At 54.2% G+C, this 23,766-nt stretch carries 27 protein-coding genes, 1 tRNA gene and 1 pseudogene; 8 read left to right on the forward strand and 21 right to left on the reverse strand.

Annotation, left to right across the window (positions count from 1 at the left end; all coding sequences use genetic code 11):
* Window positions 1-136: 136 nt before the first annotated feature.
* The 12 genes from HMPREF9163_RS09115 to HMPREF9163_RS09170 all read right to left on the reverse strand — a co-directional run bounded on the left by HMPREF9163_RS09115 (window position 137) and on the right by HMPREF9163_RS09170 (window position 11,725).
* Window positions 137-1,675 carry an ABC transporter substrate-binding protein gene (locus HMPREF9163_RS09115; protein ID WP_009441471.1) on the reverse strand — a complete coding sequence of 513 codons (1,539 nt, stop codon included), beginning with the start codon at window positions 1,673-1,675 and terminating at the stop codon, window positions 137-139.
* Between the two features lie 310 nt (window positions 1,676-1,985).
* On the reverse strand, window positions 1,986-2,936 hold the full coding sequence (rbsK, locus tag HMPREF9163_RS09120; protein WP_009441473.1) for a ribokinase: 951 nt from the start codon (window positions 2,934-2,936) through the stop codon (window positions 1,986-1,988).
* Window positions 2,933-3,967: a LacI family DNA-binding transcriptional regulator gene (locus HMPREF9163_RS09125; RefSeq protein ID WP_009441474.1), complete on the reverse strand. Its 1,035-nt coding sequence runs from the start codon at window positions 3,965-3,967 to the stop codon at window positions 2,933-2,935. The genes rbsK and HMPREF9163_RS09125 overlap by 4 nt, the downstream gene beginning before the upstream one ends.
* A gap of 10 nt (window positions 3,968-3,977) precedes the next feature.
* Window positions 3,978-5,123: a M20 family metallopeptidase gene (locus HMPREF9163_RS09130; RefSeq protein ID WP_009441475.1), complete on the reverse strand. Its 1,146-nt coding sequence runs from the start codon at window positions 5,121-5,123 to the stop codon at window positions 3,978-3,980.
* Between the two features lie 14 nt (window positions 5,124-5,137).
* The gene (locus tag HMPREF9163_RS09135) at window positions 5,138-5,884 is read right to left on the reverse strand and encodes a glutamine amidotransferase (protein WP_009441476.1); all 747 of its coding nucleotides are present in this window, start codon (window positions 5,882-5,884) and stop codon (window positions 5,138-5,140) included.
* Between the two features lie 12 nt (window positions 5,885-5,896).
* On the reverse strand, window positions 5,897-7,159 hold the full coding sequence (locus HMPREF9163_RS09140; protein ID WP_009441477.1) for a M20 family metallopeptidase: 1,263 nt from the start codon (window positions 7,157-7,159) through the stop codon (window positions 5,897-5,899).
* Window positions 7,152-7,973 carry an energy-coupling factor ABC transporter ATP-binding protein gene (locus tag HMPREF9163_RS09145; protein WP_009441478.1) on the reverse strand — a complete coding sequence of 274 codons (822 nt, stop codon included), beginning with the start codon at window positions 7,971-7,973 and terminating at the stop codon, window positions 7,152-7,154. Before HMPREF9163_RS09145 ends, HMPREF9163_RS09140 begins: the two co-directional genes overlap by 8 nt.
* Window positions 7,973-8,821, reverse strand: coding sequence for an energy-coupling factor ABC transporter ATP-binding protein (locus HMPREF9163_RS09150; RefSeq protein ID WP_009441479.1), 849 nt, complete (start codon window positions 8,819-8,821; stop codon window positions 7,973-7,975). Before HMPREF9163_RS09150 ends, HMPREF9163_RS09145 begins: the two co-directional genes overlap by 1 nt.
* Window positions 8,809-9,624: an energy-coupling factor transporter transmembrane component T gene (locus HMPREF9163_RS09155; RefSeq protein ID WP_232296689.1), complete on the reverse strand. Its 816-nt coding sequence runs from the start codon at window positions 9,622-9,624 to the stop codon at window positions 8,809-8,811. The genes HMPREF9163_RS09150 and HMPREF9163_RS09155 overlap by 13 nt, the downstream gene beginning before the upstream one ends.
* 57 nt (window positions 9,625-9,681) lie before the next feature.
* The gene (locus HMPREF9163_RS09160) at window positions 9,682-10,263 is read right to left on the reverse strand and encodes a hypothetical protein (protein WP_009441481.1); all 582 of its coding nucleotides are present in this window, start codon (window positions 10,261-10,263) and stop codon (window positions 9,682-9,684) included.
* Window positions 10,264-10,376: 113 nt separating this feature from the next.
* Window positions 10,377-10,958: a hypothetical protein gene (locus HMPREF9163_RS09165; RefSeq protein ID WP_009441482.1), complete on the reverse strand. Its 582-nt coding sequence runs from the start codon at window positions 10,956-10,958 to the stop codon at window positions 10,377-10,379.
* 401 nt (window positions 10,959-11,359) lie between these two features.
* The gene (locus HMPREF9163_RS09170; protein ID WP_009441484.1) at window positions 11,360-11,725 is read right to left on the reverse strand and encodes a hypothetical protein; all 366 of its coding nucleotides are present in this window, start codon (window positions 11,723-11,725) and stop codon (window positions 11,360-11,362) included.
* Window positions 11,726-11,968: 243 nt separating this feature from the next.
* Between HMPREF9163_RS09170 and HMPREF9163_RS09175 the strand changes: the two genes are divergently transcribed.
* Window positions 11,969-12,511 carry a hypothetical protein gene (locus tag HMPREF9163_RS09175; protein ID WP_157049434.1) on the forward strand — a complete coding sequence of 181 codons (543 nt, stop codon included), beginning with the start codon at window positions 11,969-11,971 and terminating at the stop codon, window positions 12,509-12,511.
* Window positions 12,512-12,523: 12 nt separating this feature from the next.
* Complete coding sequence (locus HMPREF9163_RS09180) at window positions 12,524-13,381, forward strand: RsiV family protein (protein ID WP_009441486.1); 858 nt, start codon at window positions 12,524-12,526, stop codon at window positions 13,379-13,381.
* 243 nt (window positions 13,382-13,624) lie between these two features.
* On the opposite strand, the gene HMPREF9163_RS09185 is transcribed toward HMPREF9163_RS09180, so the two are convergent.
* The 5 genes and pseudogenes from HMPREF9163_RS09185 to HMPREF9163_RS09195 form a co-directional block, all read right to left on the reverse strand.
* Complete coding sequence (locus tag HMPREF9163_RS09185) at window positions 13,625-13,858, reverse strand: hypothetical protein (RefSeq protein ID WP_009441487.1); 234 nt, start codon at window positions 13,856-13,858, stop codon at window positions 13,625-13,627.
* A 35-nt stretch (window positions 13,859-13,893) separates the two neighbouring features.
* Window positions 13,894-14,046 carry a secretion protein HlyD gene (locus HMPREF9163_RS12550; RefSeq protein ID WP_071606085.1) on the reverse strand — a complete coding sequence of 51 codons (153 nt, stop codon included), beginning with the start codon at window positions 14,044-14,046 and terminating at the stop codon, window positions 13,894-13,896.
* Between the two features lie 64 nt (window positions 14,047-14,110).
* Window positions 14,111-14,284 (reverse strand): annotated as a pseudogene (locus HMPREF9163_RS12750) (hypothetical protein); the annotation flags it as partial.
* Window positions 14,285-14,482: 198 nt separating this feature from the next.
* Window positions 14,483-15,088: an AAA family ATPase gene (locus tag HMPREF9163_RS09190; RefSeq protein WP_009441490.1), complete on the reverse strand. Its 606-nt coding sequence runs from the start codon at window positions 15,086-15,088 to the stop codon at window positions 14,483-14,485.
* Complete coding sequence (locus tag HMPREF9163_RS09195; protein ID WP_009441491.1) at window positions 15,063-15,269, reverse strand: hypothetical protein; 207 nt, start codon at window positions 15,267-15,269, stop codon at window positions 15,063-15,065. The genes HMPREF9163_RS09190 and HMPREF9163_RS09195 overlap by 26 nt, the downstream gene beginning before the upstream one ends.
* A 121-nt stretch (window positions 15,270-15,390) precedes the next feature.
* Here HMPREF9163_RS09195 and HMPREF9163_RS09200 point away from each other — a divergent pair, with 121 nt between their 5' ends.
* Window positions 15,391-15,879: a methylated-DNA--[protein]-cysteine S-methyltransferase gene (locus tag HMPREF9163_RS09200; RefSeq protein ID WP_009441492.1), complete on the forward strand. Its 489-nt coding sequence runs from the start codon at window positions 15,391-15,393 to the stop codon at window positions 15,877-15,879.
* On the opposite strand, the gene HMPREF9163_RS11815 is transcribed toward HMPREF9163_RS09200, so the two are convergent.
* The 3 genes from HMPREF9163_RS11815 to HMPREF9163_RS09215 all read right to left on the reverse strand — a co-directional run bounded on the left by HMPREF9163_RS11815 (window position 15,870) and on the right by HMPREF9163_RS09215 (window position 17,083).
* Window positions 15,870-16,127 (reverse strand): Txe/YoeB family addiction module toxin, encoded by a 258-nt coding sequence (locus HMPREF9163_RS11815; protein ID WP_009441493.1) that lies wholly within the window; start codon window positions 16,125-16,127, stop codon window positions 15,870-15,872. The two genes, HMPREF9163_RS09200 and HMPREF9163_RS11815, sit on opposite strands and share 10 nt — an antisense overlap.
* Entirely contained in the window at window positions 16,120-16,389 is a 270-nt protein-coding gene (locus HMPREF9163_RS09210) for a type II toxin-antitoxin system RelB/DinJ family antitoxin (protein ID WP_009441494.1), read from the reverse strand. Before HMPREF9163_RS09210 ends, HMPREF9163_RS11815 begins: the two co-directional genes overlap by 8 nt.
* A gap of 130 nt (window positions 16,390-16,519) precedes the next feature.
* Window positions 16,520-17,083: an acyl-CoA thioesterase gene (locus HMPREF9163_RS09215; protein WP_009441495.1), complete on the reverse strand. Its 564-nt coding sequence runs from the start codon at window positions 17,081-17,083 to the stop codon at window positions 16,520-16,522.
* 171 nt (window positions 17,084-17,254) lie between these two features.
* Here HMPREF9163_RS09215 and HMPREF9163_RS09220 point away from each other — a divergent pair, with 171 nt between their 5' ends.
* The 5 genes from HMPREF9163_RS09220 (at window position 17,255) to HMPREF9163_RS09240 (ending at window position 22,166) form a co-directional block, all read left to right on the forward strand.
* Complete coding sequence (locus tag HMPREF9163_RS09220) at window positions 17,255-19,012, forward strand: 1-deoxy-D-xylulose-5-phosphate synthase (protein WP_009441496.1); 1,758 nt, start codon at window positions 17,255-17,257, stop codon at window positions 19,010-19,012.
* Window positions 19,013-19,015: 3 nt separating this feature from the next.
* A complete protein-coding gene (locus HMPREF9163_RS09225; protein WP_009441497.1) occupies window positions 19,016-19,567 on the forward strand; it encodes an NAD(P)H-dependent oxidoreductase in 552 nt (183 codons plus the stop codon).
* Between the two features lie 148 nt (window positions 19,568-19,715).
* The gene (locus HMPREF9163_RS09230; protein ID WP_009441498.1) at window positions 19,716-21,473 is read left to right on the forward strand and encodes a 1-deoxy-D-xylulose-5-phosphate synthase; all 1,758 of its coding nucleotides are present in this window, start codon (window positions 19,716-19,718) and stop codon (window positions 21,471-21,473) included.
* 65 nt (window positions 21,474-21,538) lie between these two features.
* Window positions 21,539-21,614: transfer RNA gene (locus tag HMPREF9163_RS09235), tRNA-Ala, on the forward strand.
* Window positions 21,615-21,677: 63 nt separating this feature from the next.
* Window positions 21,678-22,166, forward strand: a complete 489-nt coding sequence (locus HMPREF9163_RS09240) for a pyridoxamine 5'-phosphate oxidase family protein (protein WP_009441499.1) — start codon at window positions 21,678-21,680, stop codon at window positions 22,164-22,166.
* A 59-nt stretch (window positions 22,167-22,225) separates the two neighbouring features.
* Here the strand turns inward: HMPREF9163_RS09240 and HMPREF9163_RS09245 are convergent, their stop codons facing one another.
* Complete coding sequence (locus HMPREF9163_RS09245; RefSeq protein ID WP_009441500.1) at window positions 22,226-23,653, reverse strand: aldehyde dehydrogenase family protein; 1,428 nt, start codon at window positions 23,651-23,653, stop codon at window positions 22,226-22,228.
* Window positions 23,654-23,766 lie beyond the last annotated feature (113 nt).

The raw sequence follows: 23,766 nt of genomic DNA on the forward strand, positions 1-23,766 counted from the left end.
TGATAAGCCTTCAACATCTGCAACAACGACCTTCAACCCATTCGAGTTCTGTAATCTAGAATTCAATAGATTTCCCATTTCTAACATTGGGGGGCACTGCGCCGAAACAACCTTCATACCACAGATCTCTCTATCCCTACTCCACCGTCCACTCGTTGACGTTCCAGAAGAAACCGACACCGCGATAGCCGAGCAGGCGGTTCGGCGTGATGCCGTGGACGCGTGCGTTCGTCACGTAGATGAAGTCGATGTAGCAGATGTAGATATAGGGGAGGTCTTTCGTCACTTCTTCCTGAAAGAGCCCATAGAGGCGCATCCGCTCGGCGGTGTCGGTTGCGCGGCGGGCGGCAAGCAGGTATTCGTCCACGCGCGGATTCGAGTAGTGGCTGTCGTTCCCCCGCCCATTGGTCGAGAACACCTTATAGGTATGTGCATCCGGGTCGATCTCGTTCCCCACGCCGCTGAGGTATGCCATCTGCCCGTCCCAGTCGACCTTTGCGGGGGTCTCCACGGTACAGTGAATTCCGACCGCGCGCATCTGCGCTGCCACTACGTTGGCGATATCGATGCGGCTGTACTTGTCATTCTTCACGGTGAGGATGAATCCGACCTCCTCTCCGCCGCGTGTGTAGTAGCCGTCGGAGCCCTTCCTGCAGCCCGCCGCCTCGAGAATCTCCTGTACCTTCGCAGGATCATAGTCATAGTGCTCTACGTTCGGATTGTTGAAAGAACTGCGCTGCAGGGGGCTGTAGGCAGGAATCCCATGCCCGAGCAGAGCCTCATTGATGACTGCCGCACGATCGACGGCGTAGGCGATGGCAGGCAGCAGGTCGCGGTTGCGCTGCCAGTAGGGATGGGCGCAGTTAATCAGAATCGAGCCGTAGTTCGCGGTCTTCATCGCGTAGCAGCGGTAGCCATCCCTCCCCTCAAAGGGTGCCGCAGCCCGTGGTGAAAGCCGCGCCAGATCCGCCGACCCGTCGGCAAGCGCCTTTGCCTCGGCGGCATCGTCCGCCACGATCTTGACGACGAAGCGGTCGATCTTCGGTGCGCCGCGATAGTAGTCCTCATTCTTTACGAGAACGATCTCCTTGCCCGCCTCCCAGCTCTCCATGCGGAAGGGGCCCGTTCCGACGGGTCTGCGAAAGAAGCCCGTCGTTGTGAGATCCTGTCCCGCAAGGAGATGGGCCGGCAGGATCGGCTGCATCATGTAGTCGAGGAATGCCGCATTCGGTGCGGACAGACGTATGCGCACCGTCCGGTCGTCAACCTCCGTGATCTCACGCACCTCCTCGAAGTTCGGTGCATGGAGGGAGTCGACGAGCGGATTCTTAATCGCCTCGATGGTGAACTTCACATCCGCCGCCCGCAGCGGTTTCCCATCATGCCAGTGCACGCCCTCGCGCAAGTGAAATACGTAGGTATAGGTCTCGGGATCGTACTCCACCGACTCGGCGAGTGCGGGGACGATAGCATCGTTCTCGTCGCGGCGCATCAGCCCGTCGAACAGCAGCTGCCCGATCTCGGCGTGCTCATCCGCCAGTACATTGATCTCCTCGTAGTCCTTTGTGGCATAGACGAGCTGCGCCCCGTGCGCCTCATCGGCGCGTTCCCCGCCGCAGCCGCCCGCAAGTGCAAGCAGTGCAAACGCCAGGCACAAAAGCAGCAGCTTCTTCATCTCATTCCCCCCTTTATCAAAGCAAAATTATGATTGGTAGAGCTTCGTTATCCCCTTATTGTATTCCTGCTTATTGTCGTGCATTTTTCAAAAATTTTCGCTCCATGCTGCACTGAATCAAGAAGGAGCTGTACGTCGAAACTTTTCAGCTTCGACGTACAGCCCCACGTTAGGAAACGCTGATAAATTCAGCTTGCTCTCTTGGTACATCTTTTTTCCTGCACTCCGATGGAGCCCCCCTCCATAGAACACCACTCTGCGTCCAGTTTTCCTCCTTATTCAGCCGAAGAATCTACACCAATCTGACGGACTATTTTATCAGTGATTCCAAATTTTTGAGAGACTCCGTACCGCCTCCCGTGATAAATCGTTCCACATCTCCGCGGGTTGGATATGATGACTGCGCACCTCGCTTCTGTACCCCCAATGCAGCAAACGCATTCGCCCACCGAAGTGCATCTCTGACATTTTTCTCCCGTTCATACACGGCAGCAAAGCATCCAATAAAGGAATCTCCCGCACCGGTCGTATCCACTGCCTCTACCACAAATGCTGGAATCAATTCAGCTCCACCTGCATGCAGCCAAAGAACGCCCTTTGAACCGAGTGTTACAATAACATTTTTCATCCCCTGTGCAAGCAGAATTGCTCCCGCCTCCTGGATGGCATCCATCGTGTCGACCACATGGTTCGTGAGAATCTCCAACTCCGTCTCATTCGGCATGAAAAAATCGCAGCAAGAGATACGTGCCATATCCAGTTCCGTGCTGGCAGGCGCCGGATTAAGCAAAATAGGTACACCATGCTCCCGCCCAAAGGAAAAAGCATGATAAACGACATCGTAGTCGACTTCTAACTGCAGAATAATCATCGAACACTTCCGCAAATCCTCTGCTGCACGCTCAATATCTTGAACATTGAGCAGGGCATTCGCCCCCTTATGGATCAGAATGCGATTTTGTGCCGTATCATCCACCCAGATGCTGGCGGTTCCATTGGGAGCATCAACGTGCTTTATGTAATCTCCTCGGATTCCCTCTGCACGCAAATGTACATCGATATCCTGTCCGAAAACATCTGTGCCGACAGCAGTCAGCATCAGAATATCCGCTCCCATGCGTGCAGCAGCCACAGCTTGGTTGGCACCTTTCCCGCCATACGCGATCGAAAAATCCTTCATTGCAAGCGTCTCGCCCGGCTCTGGCATTCGCTGTACATAGGAGATTAAATCCATGTTGTTAGAACCAATCACGGCAATCATTCCGGCTTTCCTCCCGCTTCTCTAAGTTTTTGTGTGCTTTTTCGAATCTCGATGGTGGGATCAAGAATCACGCGCCGAGGTTTTGTGTGACGAGAAATCTCCTGCAGGATGAGATCCCCTGCTTTATTTCCCATGGTATATGCCGGCTGACGGATAGAGGTCAGCGGAACGGCGATAATCTGTGAGAAAAAGATATCGTCAAACCCCATAACGGAGATATCATCCGGAACTTCAACTCCCTGATCCTTCAAGGCATTGATCGCACCGTATGCCATCATGTCATTCAAACAGAGAATCGCAGTGGGAGCCTTTGGGAGAAGAACAGGTATGGAGGCATAACCGCTACGGTAACGAAAATCCCCTTCAACAATCAGCGCCGGGTCATAGGAAACCCCATGCTGTTCCAGCGCTGTCGTGTAGCCGCGCAAGCGATCGTCATTCGTCTTGAGCCCCAACGGACCACAAATACATGCAATACGATGATGTCCCAGTGAGAGCAAGTATTCCACGGCCATATAAGAAGCTTTGTAGTTGTCGATCGAAACAGTGCTGAACCCGCCAGGTTCGTTAAAGCAATCGATGAGAACGACCGGCCGATTCATCTTTCTGAGTGCCGAGAGCGTCTGTCTCTCTTTTTCCCCCAAGGTTTCCGATGACATGATCATAACCAAACCATCAACCATCTGAGTATTCATCATATTGACGGAAGACAGTTCCAAACGGTGCTTGTCATTGGAGTTGCCGAGCATCAGGTTATACTCATTTTCGTGGAGCTTGTCTTCAAGCCCCTTTACAATCTCCGAGAAGAATACGTTCGTGATATCCGGAATAATGAGACCGATGGTCTTCGTAATGTTTTTTACCAAACCGACGGCAAATTTATTCGGGTGATAGTCCATTTTCTTGGCTGTATCCTCGACCAGTTTGCATTTTTCCTCAGAAATACGGTGGGGTTTCCCATTAAGGACCAAAGAAACAGTGGTCGTCGAGAGCCCAGTCGCTTTCGCAACATCCTTCAGCGTTGTAGCCATCTTCCAATCCTTAGTCAAAATACGCACGCAGCAGTTCGTCATAGCAAACAACGGCAGCAAGATATTTATTCGTCTCAACGAACTCATCCGCAATGTGTGCGCAATCATCCCGTCCAGGGCCGAACTGAATGCATTGAAGTTTCGAGCAGTGACGAATGAAGATCGATGCATCCGAAAAAAACTTAATTCCCTTATGCATAGGCATCACCCCCGTGCATTTATGCACTATTTTCCGGAGGGATTGGACGGCAGATACCTCTGGGTCGATCGACACGGGACTCCGATCGTTCAGGACATCAAGGCTTATAACAGCACCTGTGTGCCCCCCACAGACCTCACAGCAGATGCGCTTTATCTGCTGCAGAGCATCTTGGTTCGACAGATTCGGAGTCGTTCGAATATCAAGTGTCATCGTACACCGATCCGCTACCATATTCTCCTTTACACCGCCGGAAATTCCCGAAAGCGTGCAGGTCGCGTGCCCGAGCAGTGCATGATGAACCCCCTCAACATATTTGCGTATATTTGTGTACGCTTCATAAGCAACATCAACAGCATTGACGCCTTTCTCAGGATAGGCACCATGTGCCGTCTGCCCCTGTACATTGAGTCTGACCCACAGCGCCCCCTTGGAGCATATACCGATCGCATTATCCGTCGGCTCTGCAATATATAGAATACCGCCTTGGAGCGGGAGCTCCGCCGCAATCGTCTCAGCTCCGAGTCCTGACGACTCTTCATCCGCCGTCAATGCGAGGTAGATATCTCCTCTGGGCGACTCTTCCCGCCGTGCAGCGGTGCGAAATGCGCAGAGCATTGCTGCGAGACCGCTCTTCATATCGCTCGTTCCGCGACCGTACAGGAGATCTCCCTTCTGTGTGAGCTGATCGGGCGGGAATGACCAACGCTCCGGATCACCGAACGGAACTGTATCCATATGACCGCAGAGAATCAAGGGAGGTTCCTTCCCCGTACCAACAATCTTGGAAACAAGACTGGCTCTGTCCTCTCCGCAGGGTACGATATAACTCTCAGCAACACTGCCGTCCAAAAGACCCTTGATTTTTTCAGCGAGCCGTTGTTCATTGCCCGGTGGATTTGTCGTATTGGTTTCGACAAGCATCTTTAGGACGGACAGTGCCTCATCACGATCCATCGTTTTTGCCTCTCTCAATTTGTCAGATAGTCAAAGATTCCCTTCCAGAGCACATTATAGCCTTCCCATGCAAGGAATTCCTGCGGCCCCCAGTGCGGCGCGCAGTCCGAGGTAAAGACGGCCGTCTTCCCCTTCCCGAACTGTCCGAATGCGACCAGAGGGTCTCCACCGATCGTAATGGGAACGTCACATCCCTCACGCGGAAGAACCTTGTTGTACCCAAGGAAATGCGGCCACGGATTTGGCAGGGAAGCCAATGCCGGATGTGGAGCCACAACCTGCGGAGTGATGCCCTCCGGATGCTCTGCGCGGTCGTCGCCGGGAACACAAACAATGGGGAGAATGTCCTGAACTGCGGTCTCTCCGTAACGCGCTTTCCCATCAATACCGGAGAACGACATATAACCGCCTACCATGAGGAAGGAGCCGCCCCCTTGAACATATTCCGCAATCGACTGGCAGCGGTTCGGAGCTTTGACACCGCGCTTAAAAGTATCATCCGAAAGCAACAGTGTATTCGAGCCGATATCGGAGAGCACAACGCATGCGTATTCAGAAAGTTCCTCTGCTGTACGGGGAAAGCGTTCCGCAACATACTGTCCTGGGAGATAGACGAGTTCATAACCGGCCTTATCAATCGCCTTCGCCAGGAACTCAATCCCCTCTTCATACACACTCGTCACAAAGGTGTCAAAGCCCTTCACATGGGTGGTAAAACTCGTCCACGATTCCCCCGCTACCAATATTTTCTTCATTTCCATAATAACTCCTCCTTATGCGCAATAATTCATTATCAAATTCGCATATATCTTTATGGCATCAAGGTATTGCTTGATCTCCACATACTCATTCACTGCATGGCACTGTGCAAGCCGTCCGGGACCGTATTGAAGCGTCGGACACCCCGCGATATTGCGCCACGTCCGAGAATCGCACCCGGCAGGAGAGCCAACAATACGGACAGGTTCGCCCATCGCTCGCTCATAGGAAGTCTTGAATGCATCGACAAAAGGATGTGCTAAATCCATCTCGAACGGATTCCCCGTCTGATAAATACTGATCTTCGGTCGATGTTCCCTGAGCCACTCATCGCCGTCTGCACAGCGCATTACGGTATCCGTATAGTCCTTGACGACCTCATCGTACGTCATGCCAGGAAGATAGTGCACGCAAAGCTGTATGCAGCAGTAGTTCGGAACCGTAGACCCCGCCTCACCGCCCTGAATAACACCGACATTCCCCGATGGAGGCGGAAGCAGAATATGTTTATGTGTCAGGAGCCAGCGATGTTCCAGTTCCTCCAGAGAGCGCATAATCTTGACAGTCTTATCGATGGCATTCACACCACCGATCTTCAAACCCGAGTGGACGGCAACACCCTCTGTCTCGATTTTGAAAAAGACCCATCCCATATGGGCGGCAACCAGTTCATAGTCCGTAGGCTCACATACAACGACGGCATCTGCCTTTTGCCCATGCATCGCCGCAACGAGAGAGCCGTTACCCCCGCCCTCCTCATCACAGACCGAGGCAAATTTGACCGTACCCGGCAGCTCAAGCCCCGCATCCTGTATCGCCTTGACTGCCATGACCGCTCCCATGAGCCCTGCTTTCATATCACAGGCACCGACGCCATAGAGTCGTCCGCCCGTGATGATGCCGCCATAGGGATCGTATTCCCATTTCTCTGGATCACCGACGGGCATCGTATCAATATGACCGTTGAAGAGAATGCTCTTCGATCCGCAGCCGGTAAATTCCGCATAGACATTGAACCGATCATCATAAGCATGACCGAGATTTCCCTCATGATATTTTTCCCGACACGCTAGGATGACATCTTCCGTCAGAGGATCCTCAACGATACGAGAAGCTCCCATGGAGGAAAACAGCTGCTTCATATACAGCTGTCCCTCTTTTTCACGTCCGCCGCCGATGCCGTGCTCTATATCGTGCGTATCGATCTTCACCAACTCCACGAGATACTTCACATACTCATCTGCGTGTGCATCAATGAATTTCATCAGTTTATCCATGCGGGACACATCTCCTCTCCTGTAGATAGGACACGAATTCCGAGCGATGAAGGATTGTTTTCTCTAACCCGATCTTATGGGCAATCGCTCCAATCTGTGGTCGCGTAATTCGTGCCTCTTTGATAATGTCATCACGGCTGAATATATCCTCCGGCCGCCCGTCCGCGATAATATGCTTATTCGCCATGACAACAACACGCTCAAACGCACTGACAACGAACTCCATATCGTGCGTTATGACAACGACCGCCGTATTCTCTCGCTGCAGATGGTCCAAAATATCGCACAGGATCGCAATATGCCAGCAATCCTGTCCTGCAGTGGGCTCATCCCAGATCGTATAGCGCGGCTTTGTCGCAAGTACCGCCGCGATCGTTACAAATTTTCTAGTAGAGTAGGAAATATCAAAGGGGTTCATATCTCTGCACTCTTCGAGCCCTGTGAGGCGCAGAACTTCTTCCGTGCGCCGCCCGATCTCATCCTCCTCCATGTGAAAATAGCGCGGCATATACTCGATCTCTTTCACTACTGTACTGTTGAAAATCTGCTCATCCGGATTCTGAAAGACATACCCCACCATTCTCGCAACTTGGGCAGTCGTCCGATCCTTGGTATTGATGCCGTCCACCAGAACATCTCCCTGTGTCGGTCGGTTGAGCCCATTCATCATCTTGACAGCTGTCGTCTTTCCTGCACCGTTCTGTCCAACAATGGCGACGCGCTCACCGGGCCGCACGGTAAGGTTCAGCTGCTCATTTGCCAAAAATCCGTTCGGATAGGAGAACGAAACATCCTTCAGTTCAATACCTTCCATTAGAATCCCCACCCTTCGCGGATCATGCGACAGCATTCCTCATCTGTAATCGGAATAGAGGGCAGCGGAACCCCAGCCTCTGCCAATTCGTATGCCAGCTGCGCAACCTCCGGCAGCTTCACGCCGAGTGCAGGAAGCCCAACATCAGACAGAACTTCCTGAGTTGTCCCGCATTTTACGATACTGCCGTCTTTAACAACAAGAACCTCATCACAGTAGGCCGCAATCATATCGATTTTGTGCTCCACGAGAATAATCGTCTTATCTCGTTTCTTCAGCTGCTCAATGATCCGAAAGATCTGCTGTGAGCCTTCTGGATCCAGTTGCGACGTTGGCTCGTCAATGACGAGAATATCGGGATCCATCACGATGATTGAGGCAAATGCGACACGCTGCCGCTGACCGCCGGAAAGTTCCGTCGGATTGTTCTGTGCAAGATGACCGATATCGAGCAGATCCAATACCGCAACGACCCGCTCAACAATCTCCTTCGGCGGAATGCCCAAATTTTCCAGCCCCAGTGCGACCTCTTCAAACACCGTCTTTTTGACTCCACTGATCTGCGTAAAGGGGTTCTGAAAGACATATCCAATGTCCACAGAAAGTGCATCAACATCCATCTCTGACATATCCGTCCCGTCATATAGAACGTGTCCCGAAAATTCCCCTTTGTAGAAATGAGGAATCAGACCGCGAATCAGACTACATAGGGAGGTCTTACCGCCGCCATTTTCACCGATCACACCGTAAAAACGGCCTTTCTCAAACGTAAAGGACACATCGTTCAGTGCCTTCTTATTCGACAGGGCATAGGAAAACGACACATGCTGCAGTTCTATCCGATCCATGTGTAAATCCTCCAAGCTATGAGGACCAAAAGAGCCAGATCAAACGCCCAAACGACGAGCTTTTCGGCGAGCGGCGGCTCCTTCAGCAACATCAGACTCGTATGCTTTGTCGGCGACGAGAACGCTCGCGCGTCCATTGCGATCGTCTTTTCCTCAGCATTGGAAATCGCACCGAGAACCAGTGGGCCGAGGATCGGGATAAAGGCCTTCGCCCTCGTCATCATGCCACCCTCCGTCTCGATGCCTCTGCATTTCTGCGAGTCCATAATCGTCTGCGCGGATTTGCCCAGATCAATTATCGTCTGAAATGCCGACAGCACGATGTAGGAGAATGTATGCGACATGCCTTTTTGCTCAAGCACCCAGACGAGTTCCTCCATCTCCGTCGTCTTGATGAAAAGGATGAAAGCACCACTGAACGCCATCACGAGGCCGGCCGATATAAGTCCCAGATGAATGCCCTCGGGGGTCACATGGATCCCTCCCAGTTGAAAGAGCACCTCAGAACCGTTCGTAAAAGCCGCGCGCACGAGAAACAACAAGGACGCGAAGAACACGACAATTTTCCAATATACCGAAACAAAAGATTTCAATCGGCCTGCGCACGCGGCAAGCAATACCATCACCCCGGAAAGGATAAATGCGTACACAATGTCAAACAGAATGAACGCCGATACCGTAAGTGACGCTAAAATGTTGGCCTTACTCATCGGATTCATATCGAGCAGCACATTCCCCTTGATACGAGGGCGCAGAAAGGCATCTGTAAACGACCAGTCCAAGCGGTTCATCTCCTCTCTCACGCTAAGATCAGCTCCTCAGCACCGTCGAACACTTTATTTGACGCTGCAGCGGCGCGCTCACTTCTTCGACGGGAGAATATAGTCGCTCATTGGCAACTTTGCCAGGAAGTTCAAGGGCATGCTCTTAATGATAAAGTAGCAGACCAGAACGCTCAGCGTCTTATCTACCAGTCCGAACGTAAAGGAACTAACCGCCACGGCAACTGGAATCGACAGACCCATCGTCATTAGCCCGGCCGCCAGAAGACTGTTGCCATCTCCCATGAACCCGCCAAACAGGATAACATCAATTGGCACAGCCATTACCGTCGTAACAATCGCTACGAGGATGCCGAGAATGACGGCTTTCTGGAAGGAAAGGAAGAATCCCCTCTTTGAAAAATATGTCCCCATCAACGCCATTGCAAAACCGACAATCATATAGGGCAAAACTGTCGGAAGCGAAATGGCATTGATGATCTGTGTGATCGCCGCAACAATCAGTCCCGGCACAAGTCCACAAATACCTCCGATCAGGATGGTTCCAATCCCATCCAGCCAAATCGGCAGCTTCAGCAGAAGCGCAATCTGCCCGCCGACAACATTGACGGCAATTCCCACTGGAATCAAAAACGCCGTCAGCTTTCCAACGCCTTTCATGTGGTATCCTCCTATTTCAAGCTAAACCAAACTGTTTTCTTTCATGGCCTCTTACAAAACAGGCCCATATATTTGATAAATCGTTTTATCTAAATATATGCACCATCTTTTCCTTACTGTTTGCGCGAAAGAATATACTCACTCATCGGCAGTTTGGACAAGAAATTCAGCGGCATACTCTTGATAATGAAGTAACAAGCCAGCACGCTCAAGGTCTTATCCACAAGGCCGAATGAAAACGAACTGATCGTCACCGCAACAGGAATCGACAAGCCAAGGCTCATCAGCCCCGCCGCAACTATGCTGTTACCAGTCCCAATAAAGCCACCAAAGATAATAACATCCATCGGAACAGCCATCGCTGTCGTAACAATCGCTACAAGGACGCCCAGCAATACAGACTTTCGGAAGGAAAGAAAAAAGCCTTTCTTCGAAAAATATGTCCCCATTGCGGCCATTGCGAATCCGACGATCATATAGGGCAAAACCGTCGGAAGGGAAATAGCATTGATAATCTGTGTAATCGCTGCAACAATCAATCCCGGTACAAGACCACAAATACCTCCAATCAGAATGGTTCCGATCCCATCCAGCCAAATCGGCAACTTCAGCAGGATAGCGATCTGCCCTCCGACAATATTGACTGCGATTCCTACCGGAATCAAAAAGACAGTCAGTTTTCCAATACCTTTCACAGTGCATCACTCCCATCTTGATAAAACGTTGCTCTGCATACCGATAAAACAACCTATCTCAATCATTTTCCATGTGCTCTTATTTGATAAATCGTTTTATCTAAAAGAATAATAGCACATCTGAAGAATTTTGTAAATCACAATTTTAAGATTTTTCTATATCTTGGTGTCATATTCATTTTAAAGGAACCACCGACAACCGGACAATCTCATTCTTCGATGTATGCATCTCTAGGATCATCTCTTCTCCCAATTATGCTCATTTGATTGCTATAAAATCCCATCACCTGACTCATCCCCATATTCTCAAAAATTTTTTCGAAAGGGGCTGCTGCACGAAACAAACGTGCAGCAACCCCTTCATCCCCCCTATCGGGGTATCCTCTCAGACCATCTTTCGGTCACATCTTCTCCCACGCGGTAAACTCATAGGCACGCGCTCCTCCACCGATGTCCACACCCTGATGGTAGTAGTCGTAGTAGCCATACTCCTCGAGGTAGTCCCGCACAGCGATGTTGCCCGTGTAGACCGTGTGCCTGCCGCTCGGCAGCGCACTCTTGAACTCGCTGACCGCAGAGGACGGCGAGCTCGGCTCGTACATCTTGATCGAGCTGCCGTCCTTGACGAAGATCGCGAACTTGCCCGCCTTCACATGGTTTTGGAAGTCGCTCTGGCTGATCGTTCCGCTCCACATGGCAAATGTCATAGAGGACATTGCCAGCATCAGCGTAAAGACCAGCTCCATCACCTTTGCTGCCCGTTTCATCGTACATCATCTCCTTTTCACATCAACACAGATAGCTCGGAAAATGAAACTGCGCAGTTCATTTCTCTTATTATATCCGAGAATGATGGAGAATCGTACTGTTATAAATAACAGGTCGCGCAAAAAATTTTTCAAAAACCTGTCATTTATGACAGGTCACAAGCGTTTCTCTTTATGCTAAGATGAAATCAATCGAATTCTCACATTTTTATCTATAGGAATCACCGAACGAAGGAGGACATGATGAAAAAAATACTGTACGCCCTGCTCATGTGCATCCTGCTCGTCCCCGCGCAGCTGTGTGCGGCGACCAATCTTCCGGAGGAGGAGTTCGCACTCGGCGGTATCCACATCGGCGATACGCGTGCCGAGGTAGAGGAACTCTACGGCAGGGGCAATCGTGTCGCGGACGGCGTGGATGTATGGAACGGCGAGGATGTCGGCATGCACGTCATCGACTACGGCGCGTCGCTCAGCGTGACGTACCGCAGCTCGGACAGGGGCTGGCACGTCATCAGCGTGCATCTTGGCGTGAACGACGTAAACGAGTACAACGTGAAGCCGTCCGAGGAGGCGCAGAGCCTCGAGACACCGCGCGGCATCCACCCGGACAGTACGACGGAGGATCTTGAGGAGGCATACGGCTACCTGCCGAAGCCAAAGTGCAGCAACAACGCGCCGCCCGTCTGCGGCTACTTCTACGACGGCGACACAGCGCAGATCGCATTCTACATCTGCGCGGAGCACAGCCCCGGCATCCGCTCCATCTGGCTGCACGAGAAGTAAAGGGGAACAATCATGCATACCAAAACGTTTCTATCCGCCCTCCTGTCCGCCGTCTTGCTCTGCGCACCTCTCTCGGCGGCAGAAAATGTCCTAAGCGACCGAACGGAGAAGCACACGCGGCCGTCGCAGTCCCTGGAGAACGTGCAGGACAGGGCGGCGCGGGACTGGTCACGCTCCGTAGAGTCCCCTGTCTCATGGCTCACGGTCGAGGATCATGTCCTGACGGTCTACGACAAGAACGACAGCAAAGCCTACCGCGCCGTCTATCCCGAGATTGCGCTCGTGGATGATGACACCTCACCGCTGGCAAAGGCATTTAGAGAGTGGTCTGCGGAGCAGAGCATGGGCGCATGGCACAGCTCGATCCGTACCGCCAGCGAGGAAGCGCGCAGGGACGGGTACGAGCTCCCCTTCTATTACAGCGACATCACGCCCATCTCGCGGTGGAGACGGGTAGATGAGCAGCTCATCTCGTTCTTTATGGAGGGGTCATCGTATGTGGGCGGTGCGCATCCCATCGCCCATGTCGATGCGTATACCTTTGATCGGAAAACGGGGCGGCAAATCGCGCTCGATGAGATTGTCACGAACCGAACGCTCCTGATCGCCGCCATCGAGGCGGCATTCCAAACGCAGTATCCCGCAGCAGTGGAGCGGGATTTCCCGCACGGTGTCATGGAGGCCCTGCTCATGCAGCATCCGTCAGAAAAGGGGCTCGCGTCGTTCTGCTGGTACATGGCAGCGGACGGAAGTCTCGTGATCTACTACCCGGACTCCGTGCTCGCTTCCTACGCAGCGGGTGCATTCACCCTCACGATTGCACGACAGGATGCACCGCGCCTCTTTACCGCGGCGTATCCGATGGAGTAAAGCAAAACAGGTCTGCAGAGCAAATATTGCTTTACAGACCTGTTCTTTATGTTCACGCGATGAAAGGTGTCGTCCATCGCTCAAAGCGCCCCCACCGTCACGCTAACGCGTGCCACCTCCCCCGCCTTGGCAGGGAAGGCTTGGGATACGGAATATCTCAGCTTCCCCCGCCGTAGCGGGGGAGCGGTCAACCTCTTCCAATCACACTGCGAGACGATAGGGGTGCTCGCAGTCCCATTTGTTTCACTCTGTATTGTCATGCTCCAATGCTTGCTCTAGCTCTTTCCAGTTCTTATATGAAGGAACAGACGGATCATATGTAATTTTTTCAGCTTCCCGCATTGCCGCAAAAACTTCCTTCGCCGGACGAACTCTGCCCGCCGCAAGGTCTTCTAGTCCCTTTTCCAGTTCGCGTTCGAGTTCTGCCTCACTGAGATCGGCATGATGCAGCGGACGTGTCGCCTCCGATTCCTTCACGGCGGATCACCTCCCTTCTCCATTTGATACACTTATTATATCGTTTTTGCAGTACAACGTAAAGGAAGCGCTGATAAATTCAGCCCTGTCATCTTGGCGCATCTTTTTCGCCCTCTCTTCGTCGACAAATCCTCCACATAGCTTCGGCTATGCGTCCGGTTTGTCTCCTTGATAGGACAAAAGATGATTACAGTATAGGGAGGAAGGAGGACAGATAGTGTCTATTTGGTGGGCGAATGAAAAATTTGTTGTTTACCTTTCTATCAAGTCGCTAAAATCTTCGTCTCTGATAATCGTCAGTTCCTCACAAGAAGGCTTCTTAATTTGAGAGATACGTCTCGCATGATTCATAATCAAATCATCATATATATTGCGCACTAAGCGTGCATTGGCAAAATCCTTGCCCTTTTCCTGCATAATGCGTTCAAAATATGGCTTGCGATCTTCCCGTGCACAAAATTCTCCGTGGTCTGGATGTGTGCCTCATCCCTTAAATCAAGTTTCAGACCTCTATTTGCTTCAATAGCAAGGAAGCGAGGACGGGTGGTCGCATGACAGGCGACATTTTACACGAGATTGAAAAAGGCGCAGGCAAATGCCCACGCCTTGCTGTGAAAACACAGATTACCCGAGATGATTCAAATCTCTGCGCTCCATATCCGTAATTCCCGTCAGAGTCTCAATTTTTTCTCTCTGCCAATCATCACATACGTCGTAAAAGCACACTTCCTTCCGTTTCTTGAAGATGCGAAACGGCTCCTCCTCCGAGTTATCATAGATGTGGCAGATATCACTCACGGCAACGACCTTAGGAACGAGAGCCATTGCACGATCATAACGCGCATAGATTTTCTCCTCGGGAACATCGTGCCCGCCCGATGCCACGCGTGCCTTTACACGGTAGACATTGATAATCGGGGCTACGGTGAGGACATAGTAACAACGAATAAAATAGCCCACCTCCTGCGCACGTTTCAAAAGCTCCAAATTGCGCGATGTGGAAAGCACTGTTTCAAAACAGAACTCTCTCTTGTCAGAAAGATATGCCTCTCGCTGCCGCTCGGCAATCTGCGCGGCTTCGAGATCATCACACTTAAGATTCTTCTTAATCTCATCCGCGTTGATATAATCCATCTGAGGAGGACGCAGAATCTCTGTAAATGTACTCTTACCCGAGCCGTTCGGCCCCGCAAAAACGATGATCTCAGGCTTCTTCTGCACGTTTTCCATCACATTCCACCCATATAGGCACGCGCTGTCCATCGCTCTTGATCTCATAGATCGTCTTCGTCTTGCGATCATAAGCAACACTCGACACACCTCTTGCCTTGTTCTTCGCCAGTGCAATACGTACCGCTGCGCGAGCCCCCTGCACAACCATATCATCCGTCATCTCTGTTGTCGCCATCATGCCGCCTCCTTCGGTATCTTTCTTTCACTATATCATATTTTGATTGAAAACACACGGGGGACTATCACAGCGCAATTATTTCCCTTATAATAGAACTACATCAACTGACAGGAGAACGCCCATGATCTACACAGCACACTACACCTCCCCGCTCGGCGGGATTACGCTCACAAGTGACGGCATCGCACTCACGGGGCTGTACTTCGATGGAGAGAGGGATTTCCCCGATCTTTCGGCAGCGCACAAAAAAGACCTCCCCGTATTCGGAGAGGTCATGCGTTGGCTCGATCTATATTTCGCCGGCAAGGAGCCGGACTTCAGCCCTGCGCTCAATCCCACAGGCACGGCGTTTCAGATGTCGGTATGGGCAATCCTGCAGACGATCCCATTCGGAGAAACGACGACCTATGGCGCGATCGCACGCCGCCTCGAAGAAGAAACGAAAAAGCGCATGTCGGCACAGGCGGTCGGCGGCGCGGTCGGGCGCAATCCGATCTCCATCCTCATCCCCTGCCACCGCGTGATCGGCGCGAATGGCAGTCTGACGGGCTATGCGGGCGGGCTCGATAAGAAGGAGTATTTGCTGCGGACGGAGGGTTTTTATTCATAATGTCCTTTGCAGGAAAGAATTTCCAATCCATTTGGGGCAATGCGATAGATCAGTCGATTCTTTTCGTCAATTCTTCTGCTCCAAAACCCACCGAGCTCACCCTTGAGCGGTTCCGGTTTTCCAACGCCGTCAAACGGATGTCGCTCCACATCCTTGAGCAGGAGATTGATCCGTTTCAGCGTCTTCCTGTCCTCTGACTGCCAGCCGATATAATCCTCCCACGCCTCATCCGACCATGTCTTATTCACCGTCTGCTACCTCAATCAAGTCATGCTGCACGCCCCGGCCGGCATTGAGCTGGGCAATTCCCCGACGCAGGTGTGCCATATTGCTTTCCGAGTAGAACGGATCCGGTTCCGCAGAGAGTTCAAATGGGATTTTGCGATCTCGTGCGACGCGCTTCGCAAAAATCAGAAATGCGGTGGAAATAGGCAACCCGATCTCGTCACAAACTTCATGCAGACGCATCGACAAATCATCATCCATACGCACCATAACATCCTGCGCCATCTGTATCACTTCCTATCATATATCCGCCAAATGCTGCATTCATTATACCACAAAAATTCTCCCCCACACAAGAAAACGCAGCCCTCGCACGAAGCTGCGTTTTTCATTTACAATATGCGAAGTGCTGTTTTTACTTCTTCGCTTCGTTTGGCGTGTGCGCGGTGTTTGCCGCCTTCGCCTGCTGCGCGATGGCCTCACAAACGCAGCCGCCTGCGGGCGCGACCGCGCCGCGCTTGCGTGCCTTGTGCTCTGCGTAGCGGCGCTTCCCCTCCTCGAACGCGGCACGCGCCTCCTCGGTATCGAGCGTGAGCGGCGGCACGAACTTCGGCCGTGCGTTGCGGTCGAGTGCGACCATGGTGAAGTACGCCGAGAGGCCGAGCTGCGGATCGCCGCCGTCGTCCAGATCCTCGACGATGACGTTGACGGCGACCTCCATCGAGCTGTGCCCGACATAGACGATGTCCGCCGTCACGACGACGAGATCGCCGATGCGGATCGGCAGGTGGAACTCCAGCTCGTCCACGCGTGCCGTCACGACGTTCGACCGTGCATACCGCCGCGCCGCTGCGTACGCCGCCGAATCCATCAACTTCATAATCTCGCCGCCATGCACATTCCCGTTCGGGTTCGCCTGACTGGGCATCATAACCTCGCTGATAACGATGCGACTGTCCTTCATCTTGCATTCTTTCATTTATATGCCCCCATCAAAATATTTTTTCAGAGCCTTCACTTTACCATACTTTGCTGAAAATAATCCGTTGCATCGGATACATTCCCTTGACAGCCGCATACGCGCAGATGATATAATCCTGCTTAGGCAAAGGGAATGGGGCGCAGCTGCACCCCAAGGGGAGGGATCTCTATGTATTTGGAAACAATCACATCGCCCGCCGACATCAAGGGCTATACGGCGGCACAGCGCACGATGCTCGCCCGCGAGATGCGCGACGCACTCCTAAAGCGTGCAAGCATTCACGGCGCGCATTTCGGTCCGGACTTCGGCATCATCGAGGCGGTCATCGCACTGCACACGGTCTTTGACTCGCCTACGGACAAGATCATCTATGACGTATCACACCAGTGCTACCCGCACAAGATGCTGACGGGGCGCGTGGAGGCGTACATCAACGAGGCGCAATACGACGAGGTGTCGGGCTATACGAATCCGGAGGAAAGCCCGCACGACTTCTTCAACGTCGGCCACACGTCGACCTCGATCAGTCTCGCCTCGGGGCTTGCAAAGGCGCGGGATCTCGCAGGGCGCAGGGAGAACATCATCGCCCTAATCGGCGACGGCTCCATGTCGGGCGGCGAGGCACTTGAGGGGCTGAACGTCGTCGGCGAGATGGAGACGAACTTCATCATCGTGTTCAATGACAACGGCCACTCCATCGCGGAGAATCACGGTGGGATGTACCGCACGTTCAAGGAGCTGCGCGAGACAAACGGCGCTGCGGAGGACAACCTCTTCCGCGCGATGGGACTGGACTACCGCTATGTGGCGGACGGCAACGACTGTGAGGCTCTGATCGCAGCATTCTCTGAGGTCAAGGATACGGCGAAGCCCGTTGTCGTCCACATCGTAACGCAAAAGGGCAAGGGATACCAGTTCGCCGAGGAGGATCCAGAGACGTGGCACTATCGTATGCCATTCGACATCGAGACGGGTGCGCTGAAGCATCCGTACACCGACCCGTATCAGGAGGCGACCAAGGACTTCCTCAAAGAGCAGGCAAAGACGAATCCGAACTTCGTCTTTCTCGCGGCCGGCACGATGGGCGGCATTGGACTCTCACCCAAGGATCGCGCGGAACTTGGCAATCAGTACGTCGACGTGGGCATCGCCGAGGAGCACGCGGTCGCGATGGCATCGGGGCTCGCACGCGGCGGCGCACGTCCGATCTTCGGCACGTACAGCACCTTCTTCCAGCGCGTCTACGATCAGATGGCGCAGGATGTCGCGATCAACAACAGCCCCGCTGTCTTCCTCTCCGTCGGCGCGTCGCTCTACTATATGAACGATGTGACGCACCTCGGCTTCTTCGACATCCCCATCTTTGCGAACATCCCGAACCTCGTCTTCCTCGCACCCGCGAGCCTCGACGAGTACAAGTCGGTACTGCGCTGGTCGGTCACGCAGACGGCACATCCCGTTATGATCCGCATGCCGGTCGGCGGGTATGAGGAGAGCCCCTATGCCGTGCGCACAGACTACAGCGACCTCAACAAGTATCAGGTCGTGCAGGAGGGCGCGGAGGTCGCACTGATCGGCGCCGGCAATTTCGCTGCTCTTGCAAGCGCTGCCGCCGCACAGCTTGATGCAGAGGGGATCAAGGCAACCGTCATCAATCCGATCTTTCTCTCGGGTCTCGACACCGCCCTCCTTGGCCGCCTCAAGGAAAAGCACCGCCTCATCCTCACCCTCGAGGACGGCATCCTCGACGGCGGATTCGGACAGAAGATCGCCGCGTACTACGGCATGGACACGCAGATCCGTGTCCGTAACTACGGGCTCTCAAAGGAGTTCCACGACCGCTACAGTGCATCCGAACTCGCACGGGAGTATCACCTCACTGCCGAACAGATCGTAGCAGATACGCTCTTTGCATTGAAAGGATAATCTATGAAAAACGTTCTCATCGTCTCAGGACATCCCGAGCTCAAGAATAACTCGTTCGCGAACAAGATCATCATGGAGGATCTCGAGAAACTGCTGCCCGAGGCGACATTTGACTACCTCGACCGCCTCTACCCCGACTATCAGATCAACGCCGAAGCGGAGCAGGCGAAGCTCGCCGCAGCGGACATCATCGTTCTGCAGTTCCCGATCTTCTGGTACAGCATGCCGGCACTGCTCGCAAAGTGGATGGAGGATGTTTTCGTGCGCGGCTTCTCGCACGGCTCGCAGGGCAAGGCGCTCGTGGGCAAGAAACTCGTGCTGTCCTTTACCACGGGCGCACCTGAGAGCGCGTATGACGCGGCATTCCCCGTGGATGCGCTGACGGGGCGCTTTGTTCAGACGGCAGGGCTCACGGGCATGATCTACGAGGGCTATGTCTACACGGGCGGTGTCTCCTACGCCGACCGCACCGATCCTGCGCGCGCCGCCGATATGACAGCCGTGTCGCACGCGCATGCAAAACGTCTCGCTGAAAAGATTGCCTCCCTGATGTAGTTTCGCTGTTTTACAGACCTCGGAGCCACGCGCTCCGAGGTTTTTGTCTGCCTATGTACGGAACGTTTTGAATTTTATCGGCGTTTTCTTAGAATTTATGCTATAATAGAGTGCGGATATTAGCATATGTCAATGGAGGGCTTTTCCCTTGTATCTTGAAAACATCAACGCGCCCAGAGACTTGCGGGGCTATACGGCGGAGCAGCGCCGCATCCTTGCGCAGGAGATGCGCGAGGCGCTCATCGAGCGCACGAGCCTCGTCGGCGGGCACATCGGGCCGAACCTTGGGATCATCGAAGCGACCATCGCACTCCACACGGTCTTTGATTCGCCGCGCGACAAAATCATCTTCGATGTCTCCCACCAGTGCTATCCACACAAGATGCTCACGGGGCGCGCTGGCGCATACATGCGCGCAGCAGAGTACAACGACGTCTCCGGCTTTACGAACCCGGACGAGAGCGCACACGACATCTTCAACATTGGGCACACCTCAACCTCGATCAGTCTCGCCTCTGGACTTGCAAAGGCGCGTGACCTCGCGGGCGGCACGGAGAACATCATCGCCATCATCGGCGACGGCTCCATGTCGGGCGGCGAGGCGCTCGAGGGACTGAACGTCGTTGGCGAGATGGGCACGAACTGCATCATCGTATTCAATGACAACGATCAATCCATCTCCGAGAACCACGGAGGTATGTACCGCAAATTCAAAGAACTGCGCGAGACAAACGGTCAGGCGGAGGACAACCTCTTCCGCGCGATGGGACTCCGCTACCGCTACGTCGCAGACGGCAACGACGCGGAGGCGCTGATCCGCGTATTCTCCGAGGAAAAGGACAGTACAAGCCCCGTCGTCATCCACATCCACACAACAAAGGGCAAGGGACTCTCCTTCGCCGAGAACGATCCCGAGGGTTGGCACCGCCATGCCCCCTTCCACCTTGAGACCGGCATAGCAAAGAAGGCAGCCTCGTCCGAGCCATACGCCGCCGCAACCGTGGACTTTGTCCTCGAGACGGCGCGGAAAAATCCGAACTTCATCTACCTCTCAGCGGGCATCGTCGGGGGCATCAACCTCAGCCCCGCTCAGCGAGCGGAGCTTGGGAGCCAGTATGTCGACGTCGGCATTGCCGAGGAGCACGCCGTCGCGATGGCGTCGGGGCTTGCACGCGCGGGCGCGCGTCCGATCTTCGGCACGTACAGCACATTCTTCCAGCGCACCTACGATCAGATGGCGCAGGATGTCGCGATCAACCGCAGTCCTGCCGTCTTTCTCGCGACAGGCACATCGCTCTACCGCTCCACCGACGTGACCCACCTTGGCTTCTACGACATCTCCATCTTCTCGAACATCCCGAACCTCGTCTACCTCGCGCCGACGAGCGTTGCCGAGCATATTGCCGTCCTACGCTGGGCAGTGGAGCAGTGGGAGCACCCCGTCATGATCCGCATGCCCTTCTCTGGCTACGAGGAGAGCCCCTATCCCGTGCGCACGGACTACAGAGATCTGAACAAATCTATCGTCGTCACAGAGGGCAGGGATGTCGCCCTCATCGGCGTCGGCAACTTCGCCGCGCTCGCCTCCGAGGCGGCAGAGGAACTCGCACACGAGAGCATTCACGCAACCGTCATCAATCCGCTCTATCTCTCGGGACTCGACGAGCAGCTGCTCGACTCACTAAAGGAAAAGCACAGCCTCATCCTCACACTCGAGGACGGCATCCTCGCGGGTGGCTTCGGGCAGAAAGTCGCCGCATTCTACGCCCGTACGGGCGGTGTGCGCGTCCTGACCTACGGACTGCCGAAGGCATTCTTCAACCGCTATACCCCTGCGGCACTCGCACGTGAGTACCACCTCACCGCCACGCAGATCGCAGCGGATGTCCTGCGGGAACTTGCGTGAGAGCTTGGTGAAAAAAGGGCTTGCATTTTTCACGCGCGCGCGCTATAATGTCCCTTGTCAGTCATGGGGACGTAGCTCAGCTGGGAGAGCACCAGGTTCGCAATCTGGGGGTCGAGAGTTCAATCCTCTTCGTCTCCACCATTTTTGACCATATACGGAGGAGTCCATTCGGATATCCTCCTTTTTTTGATATGGAGGTGCGTGATGTTCCACAAAATGCGCCGCAAGGTACAGCAGCTTTCACCAGAAGAGACGGAGGCTGTGCTTCTGCGCGGAACGGCAGGCGTACTCGCCCTCACGGGTGACAAGGCATTCCCATACGCCGTGCCCATCAGCTACGTCTATGACGGCGAGCACATCTACTTCCACAGTGCACTCGAGGGACATAAGATCGACGCCATCCAGAGGAATCCGAACGCATCCTTCGCCGTGATCGATCAGGATGAGGTCATCCCCGAGAAATACACGACTGCATACCGCAGCGTTATTGTCTTCGGCAGCATCCGCATCATCGAGGACGAGGAGGAAAAGCGTATTGCCGTCCGCAAGCTCGCCCTCAAATACGCGCCCGACAATACTGAGCAGCAGCATAACGAGATGATCGACCGTACATGGGAGCGGTTCTGTATGCTTGAGATGAGCATCGCACATATGACGGGCAAAGAAGGACGTGTCCTCACAGAGAAAAGATAATACAACGACAAAAACGGTCACGCAATATGCGTGACCGTTTTTTGACGGAGCAACAACATCTATCCCTCGATGTTCAACACGATGAGCTTCTCCTCGGTGAGTTCACGGATGGCGTAGGCGGGGCCCTCGCGGCCGATGCCGCTGTCCTTGACGCCGCCGTAGGGCATGTTGTCCATGCGGAAGGTCGCACCGTCACCGATGACGACGCCGCCGACATTGAGGTGCTCCGCGCAGTAGTTCGCGACTGCAAGCGAGCGCGTAAAGACGCCCGCCTGCAAGCCGTAGCGCGTATCGTTGACCATGCGCACGGCATCCTCGATCGTATCGTAGGGAATGATGCTGAAGACCGGCGCAAAGGTCTCCTCGAAGACGACCTTCATCGCGGGGGTGACATCCGTGAGCACGGTCGGCTCGTAGAACGCGCCTGTCCGATGTCCGCCCGCGAGGAGGTGCGCACCTGCCGCCGCCGCCTCATCGACCCACGCCTCGATGCGCTCCGCCTCGCGCTCCGAGATCATCGGGCCGATCTGCGTGTGGACATCCATGAGGTCGCCACTCTTGAAATTCTGCGCCGCCTCGACGGCCGCCGCGCAGAACTCCTCGTAAATCGCGCGCGCGACATAGACGCGCTGGCAGGAGATGCAGACCTGTCCCGCGTTCACGAACGCATGGCGTGCGCAGTGCTCGGCGACCCACGCAACGTCTGCCACATCCTCGTGCACGATGTTTGCGGAGTTCGAGCCAAGTTCGAGGGCAATGCGGCGAAAACCGACCGCCTCGTGAAGTGCCTTGCCGACGGGAACGCTGCCCGTGAACGAGAACATGCGGATGCGCTCGTCCGCCGTGAGCAGCCTCCCGACCGCACTGCCCGCACCGTAGATGAGGTTGAGGCAGCCCGCAGGCAATCCCGCCTCCTGAAACACCTCGACGAGGAGGGATGCGGTGAGCGGCGTGGCAGAGGCGGGCTTGTAGATGACGGTATTACCCGCTGCGAGCGCAGGACCGATCTTGTGCGCAGCGAGATTCACGGGGAAGTTGAACGGCGTGATGGCGCAGACGACGCCGAGCGGACGGCGGATCGTGAATGCCATGCGGCGCTCGCAGCCCGGTGCGCCCGCCAGAGGCACAGTCTCCCCGCGCAGCCGCTTCGCCTCCTCCGCCGAGAGGATGAGCGTCTGATAGGCGCGGTCGATCTCACCACGTGCGTCGCGGATGGGCTTGCCCGCCTCGGCAGAGAGCGCCTCAGCAAACTCCTCACGCCGCTCCTTCATCAGATTTGCGGCACGCATGATGATCTCATAGCGCTCGTAGGGACTGAGCTGTACCTCATGGAAGGCACGCTCCGCCGCATCCACCGCCGCGCGCACCTGTGCTTCACCCGTAGCCGCAATCTCGGCGATGACCGCCCCCGTCGCCTTGTGATAAACGGGAAGCGTTCCCTCGCCCGCGACCCGAACGCCGCCAATGAACATCTCGATGGTCTTCATTATTATCGGTCTCCCTTCGAAAGCTTCATGTTGGCTGTCTTTTTGTTTTCATTATAGGGACACTTCTTCCAAAAATCAAGAAATCACAGGCGTCGTATTTTTACGGATATATA

This window comes from Selenomonas sp. oral taxon 138 str. F0429 (assembly GCF_000318175.2).
Classification (GTDB): Bacteria; Bacillota; Negativicutes; order Selenomonadales; family Selenomonadaceae; genus Centipeda; species Centipeda timonae.

Bases quoted from the DNA above. Each gene is read 5' to 3' on its own strand.
- HMPREF9163_RS09195 (WP_009441491.1), bottom strand. From the start codon at position 15,269: ATGATGGCGACAACAGAGATGACGGATGATATGGTTGTGCAGGGGGCT.
- HMPREF9163_RS09140 (WP_009441477.1), bottom strand. From the start codon at position 7,159: ATGGATAAACTGATGAAATTCATTGATGCACACGCAGATGAGTATGTG.
- rbsK (WP_009441473.1), bottom strand. From the start codon at position 2,936: ATGATTGCCGTGATTGGTTCTAACAACATGGATTTAATCTCCTATGTA.
- HMPREF9163_RS09125 (WP_009441474.1), bottom strand. From the start codon at position 3,967: ATGGCTACAACGCTGAAGGATGTTGCGAAAGCGACTGGGCTCTCGACG.
- HMPREF9163_RS09240 (WP_009441499.1), top strand. From the start codon at position 21,678: ATGTTCCACAAAATGCGCCGCAAGGTACAGCAGCTTTCACCAGAAGAG.
- HMPREF9163_RS09150 (WP_009441479.1), bottom strand. From the start codon at position 8,821: ATGGATCGGATAGAACTGCAGCATGTGTCGTTTTCCTATGCCCTGTCG.
- HMPREF9163_RS09115 (WP_009441471.1), bottom strand. From the start codon at position 1,675: ATGAAGAAGCTGCTGCTTTTGTGCCTGGCGTTTGCACTGCTTGCACTT.
- HMPREF9163_RS09180 (WP_009441486.1), top strand. From the start codon at position 12,524: ATGCATACCAAAACGTTTCTATCCGCCCTCCTGTCCGCCGTCTTGCTC.
- HMPREF9163_RS09200 (WP_009441492.1), top strand. From the start codon at position 15,391: ATGATCTACACAGCACACTACACCTCCCCGCTCGGCGGGATTACGCTC.
- HMPREF9163_RS09160 (WP_009441481.1), bottom strand. From the start codon at position 10,263: ATGAAAGGCGTTGGAAAGCTGACGGCGTTTTTGATTCCAGTGGGAATT.
- HMPREF9163_RS09145 (WP_009441478.1), bottom strand. From the start codon at position 7,973: ATGGAAGGTATTGAACTGAAGGATGTTTCGTTCTCCTATCCGAACGGA.
- HMPREF9163_RS09170 (WP_009441484.1), bottom strand. From the start codon at position 11,725: ATGAAACGGGCAGCAAAGGTGATGGAGCTGGTCTTTACGCTGATGCTG.
- HMPREF9163_RS09245 (WP_009441500.1), bottom strand. From the start codon at position 23,653: ATGAAGACCATCGAGATGTTCATTGGCGGCGTTCGGGTCGCGGGCGAG.
- HMPREF9163_RS09135 (WP_009441476.1), bottom strand. From the start codon at position 5,884: ATGGAAATGAAGAAAATATTGGTAGCGGGGGAATCGTGGACGAGTTTT.
- HMPREF9163_RS09225 (WP_009441497.1), top strand. From the start codon at position 19,016: ATGAAAAACGTTCTCATCGTCTCAGGACATCCCGAGCTCAAGAATAAC.
- HMPREF9163_RS09130 (WP_009441475.1), bottom strand. From the start codon at position 5,123: ATGGATCGTGATGAGGCACTGTCCGTCCTAAAGATGCTTGTCGAAACC.
- HMPREF9163_RS09215 (WP_009441495.1), bottom strand. From the start codon at position 17,083: ATGAAAGAATGCAAGATGAAGGACAGTCGCATCGTTATCAGCGAGGTT.
- HMPREF9163_RS09210 (WP_009441494.1), bottom strand. From the start codon at position 16,389: ATGGCGCAGGATGTTATGGTGCGTATGGATGATGATTTGTCGATGCGT.
- HMPREF9163_RS09175 (WP_157049434.1), top strand. From the start codon at position 11,969: ATGAAAAAAATACTGTACGCCCTGCTCATGTGCATCCTGCTCGTCCCC.
- HMPREF9163_RS09220 (WP_009441496.1), top strand. From the start codon at position 17,255: ATGTATTTGGAAACAATCACATCGCCCGCCGACATCAAGGGCTATACG.
- HMPREF9163_RS09190 (WP_009441490.1), bottom strand. From the start codon at position 15,088: ATGGAAAACGTGCAGAAGAAGCCTGAGATCATCGTTTTTGCGGGGCCG.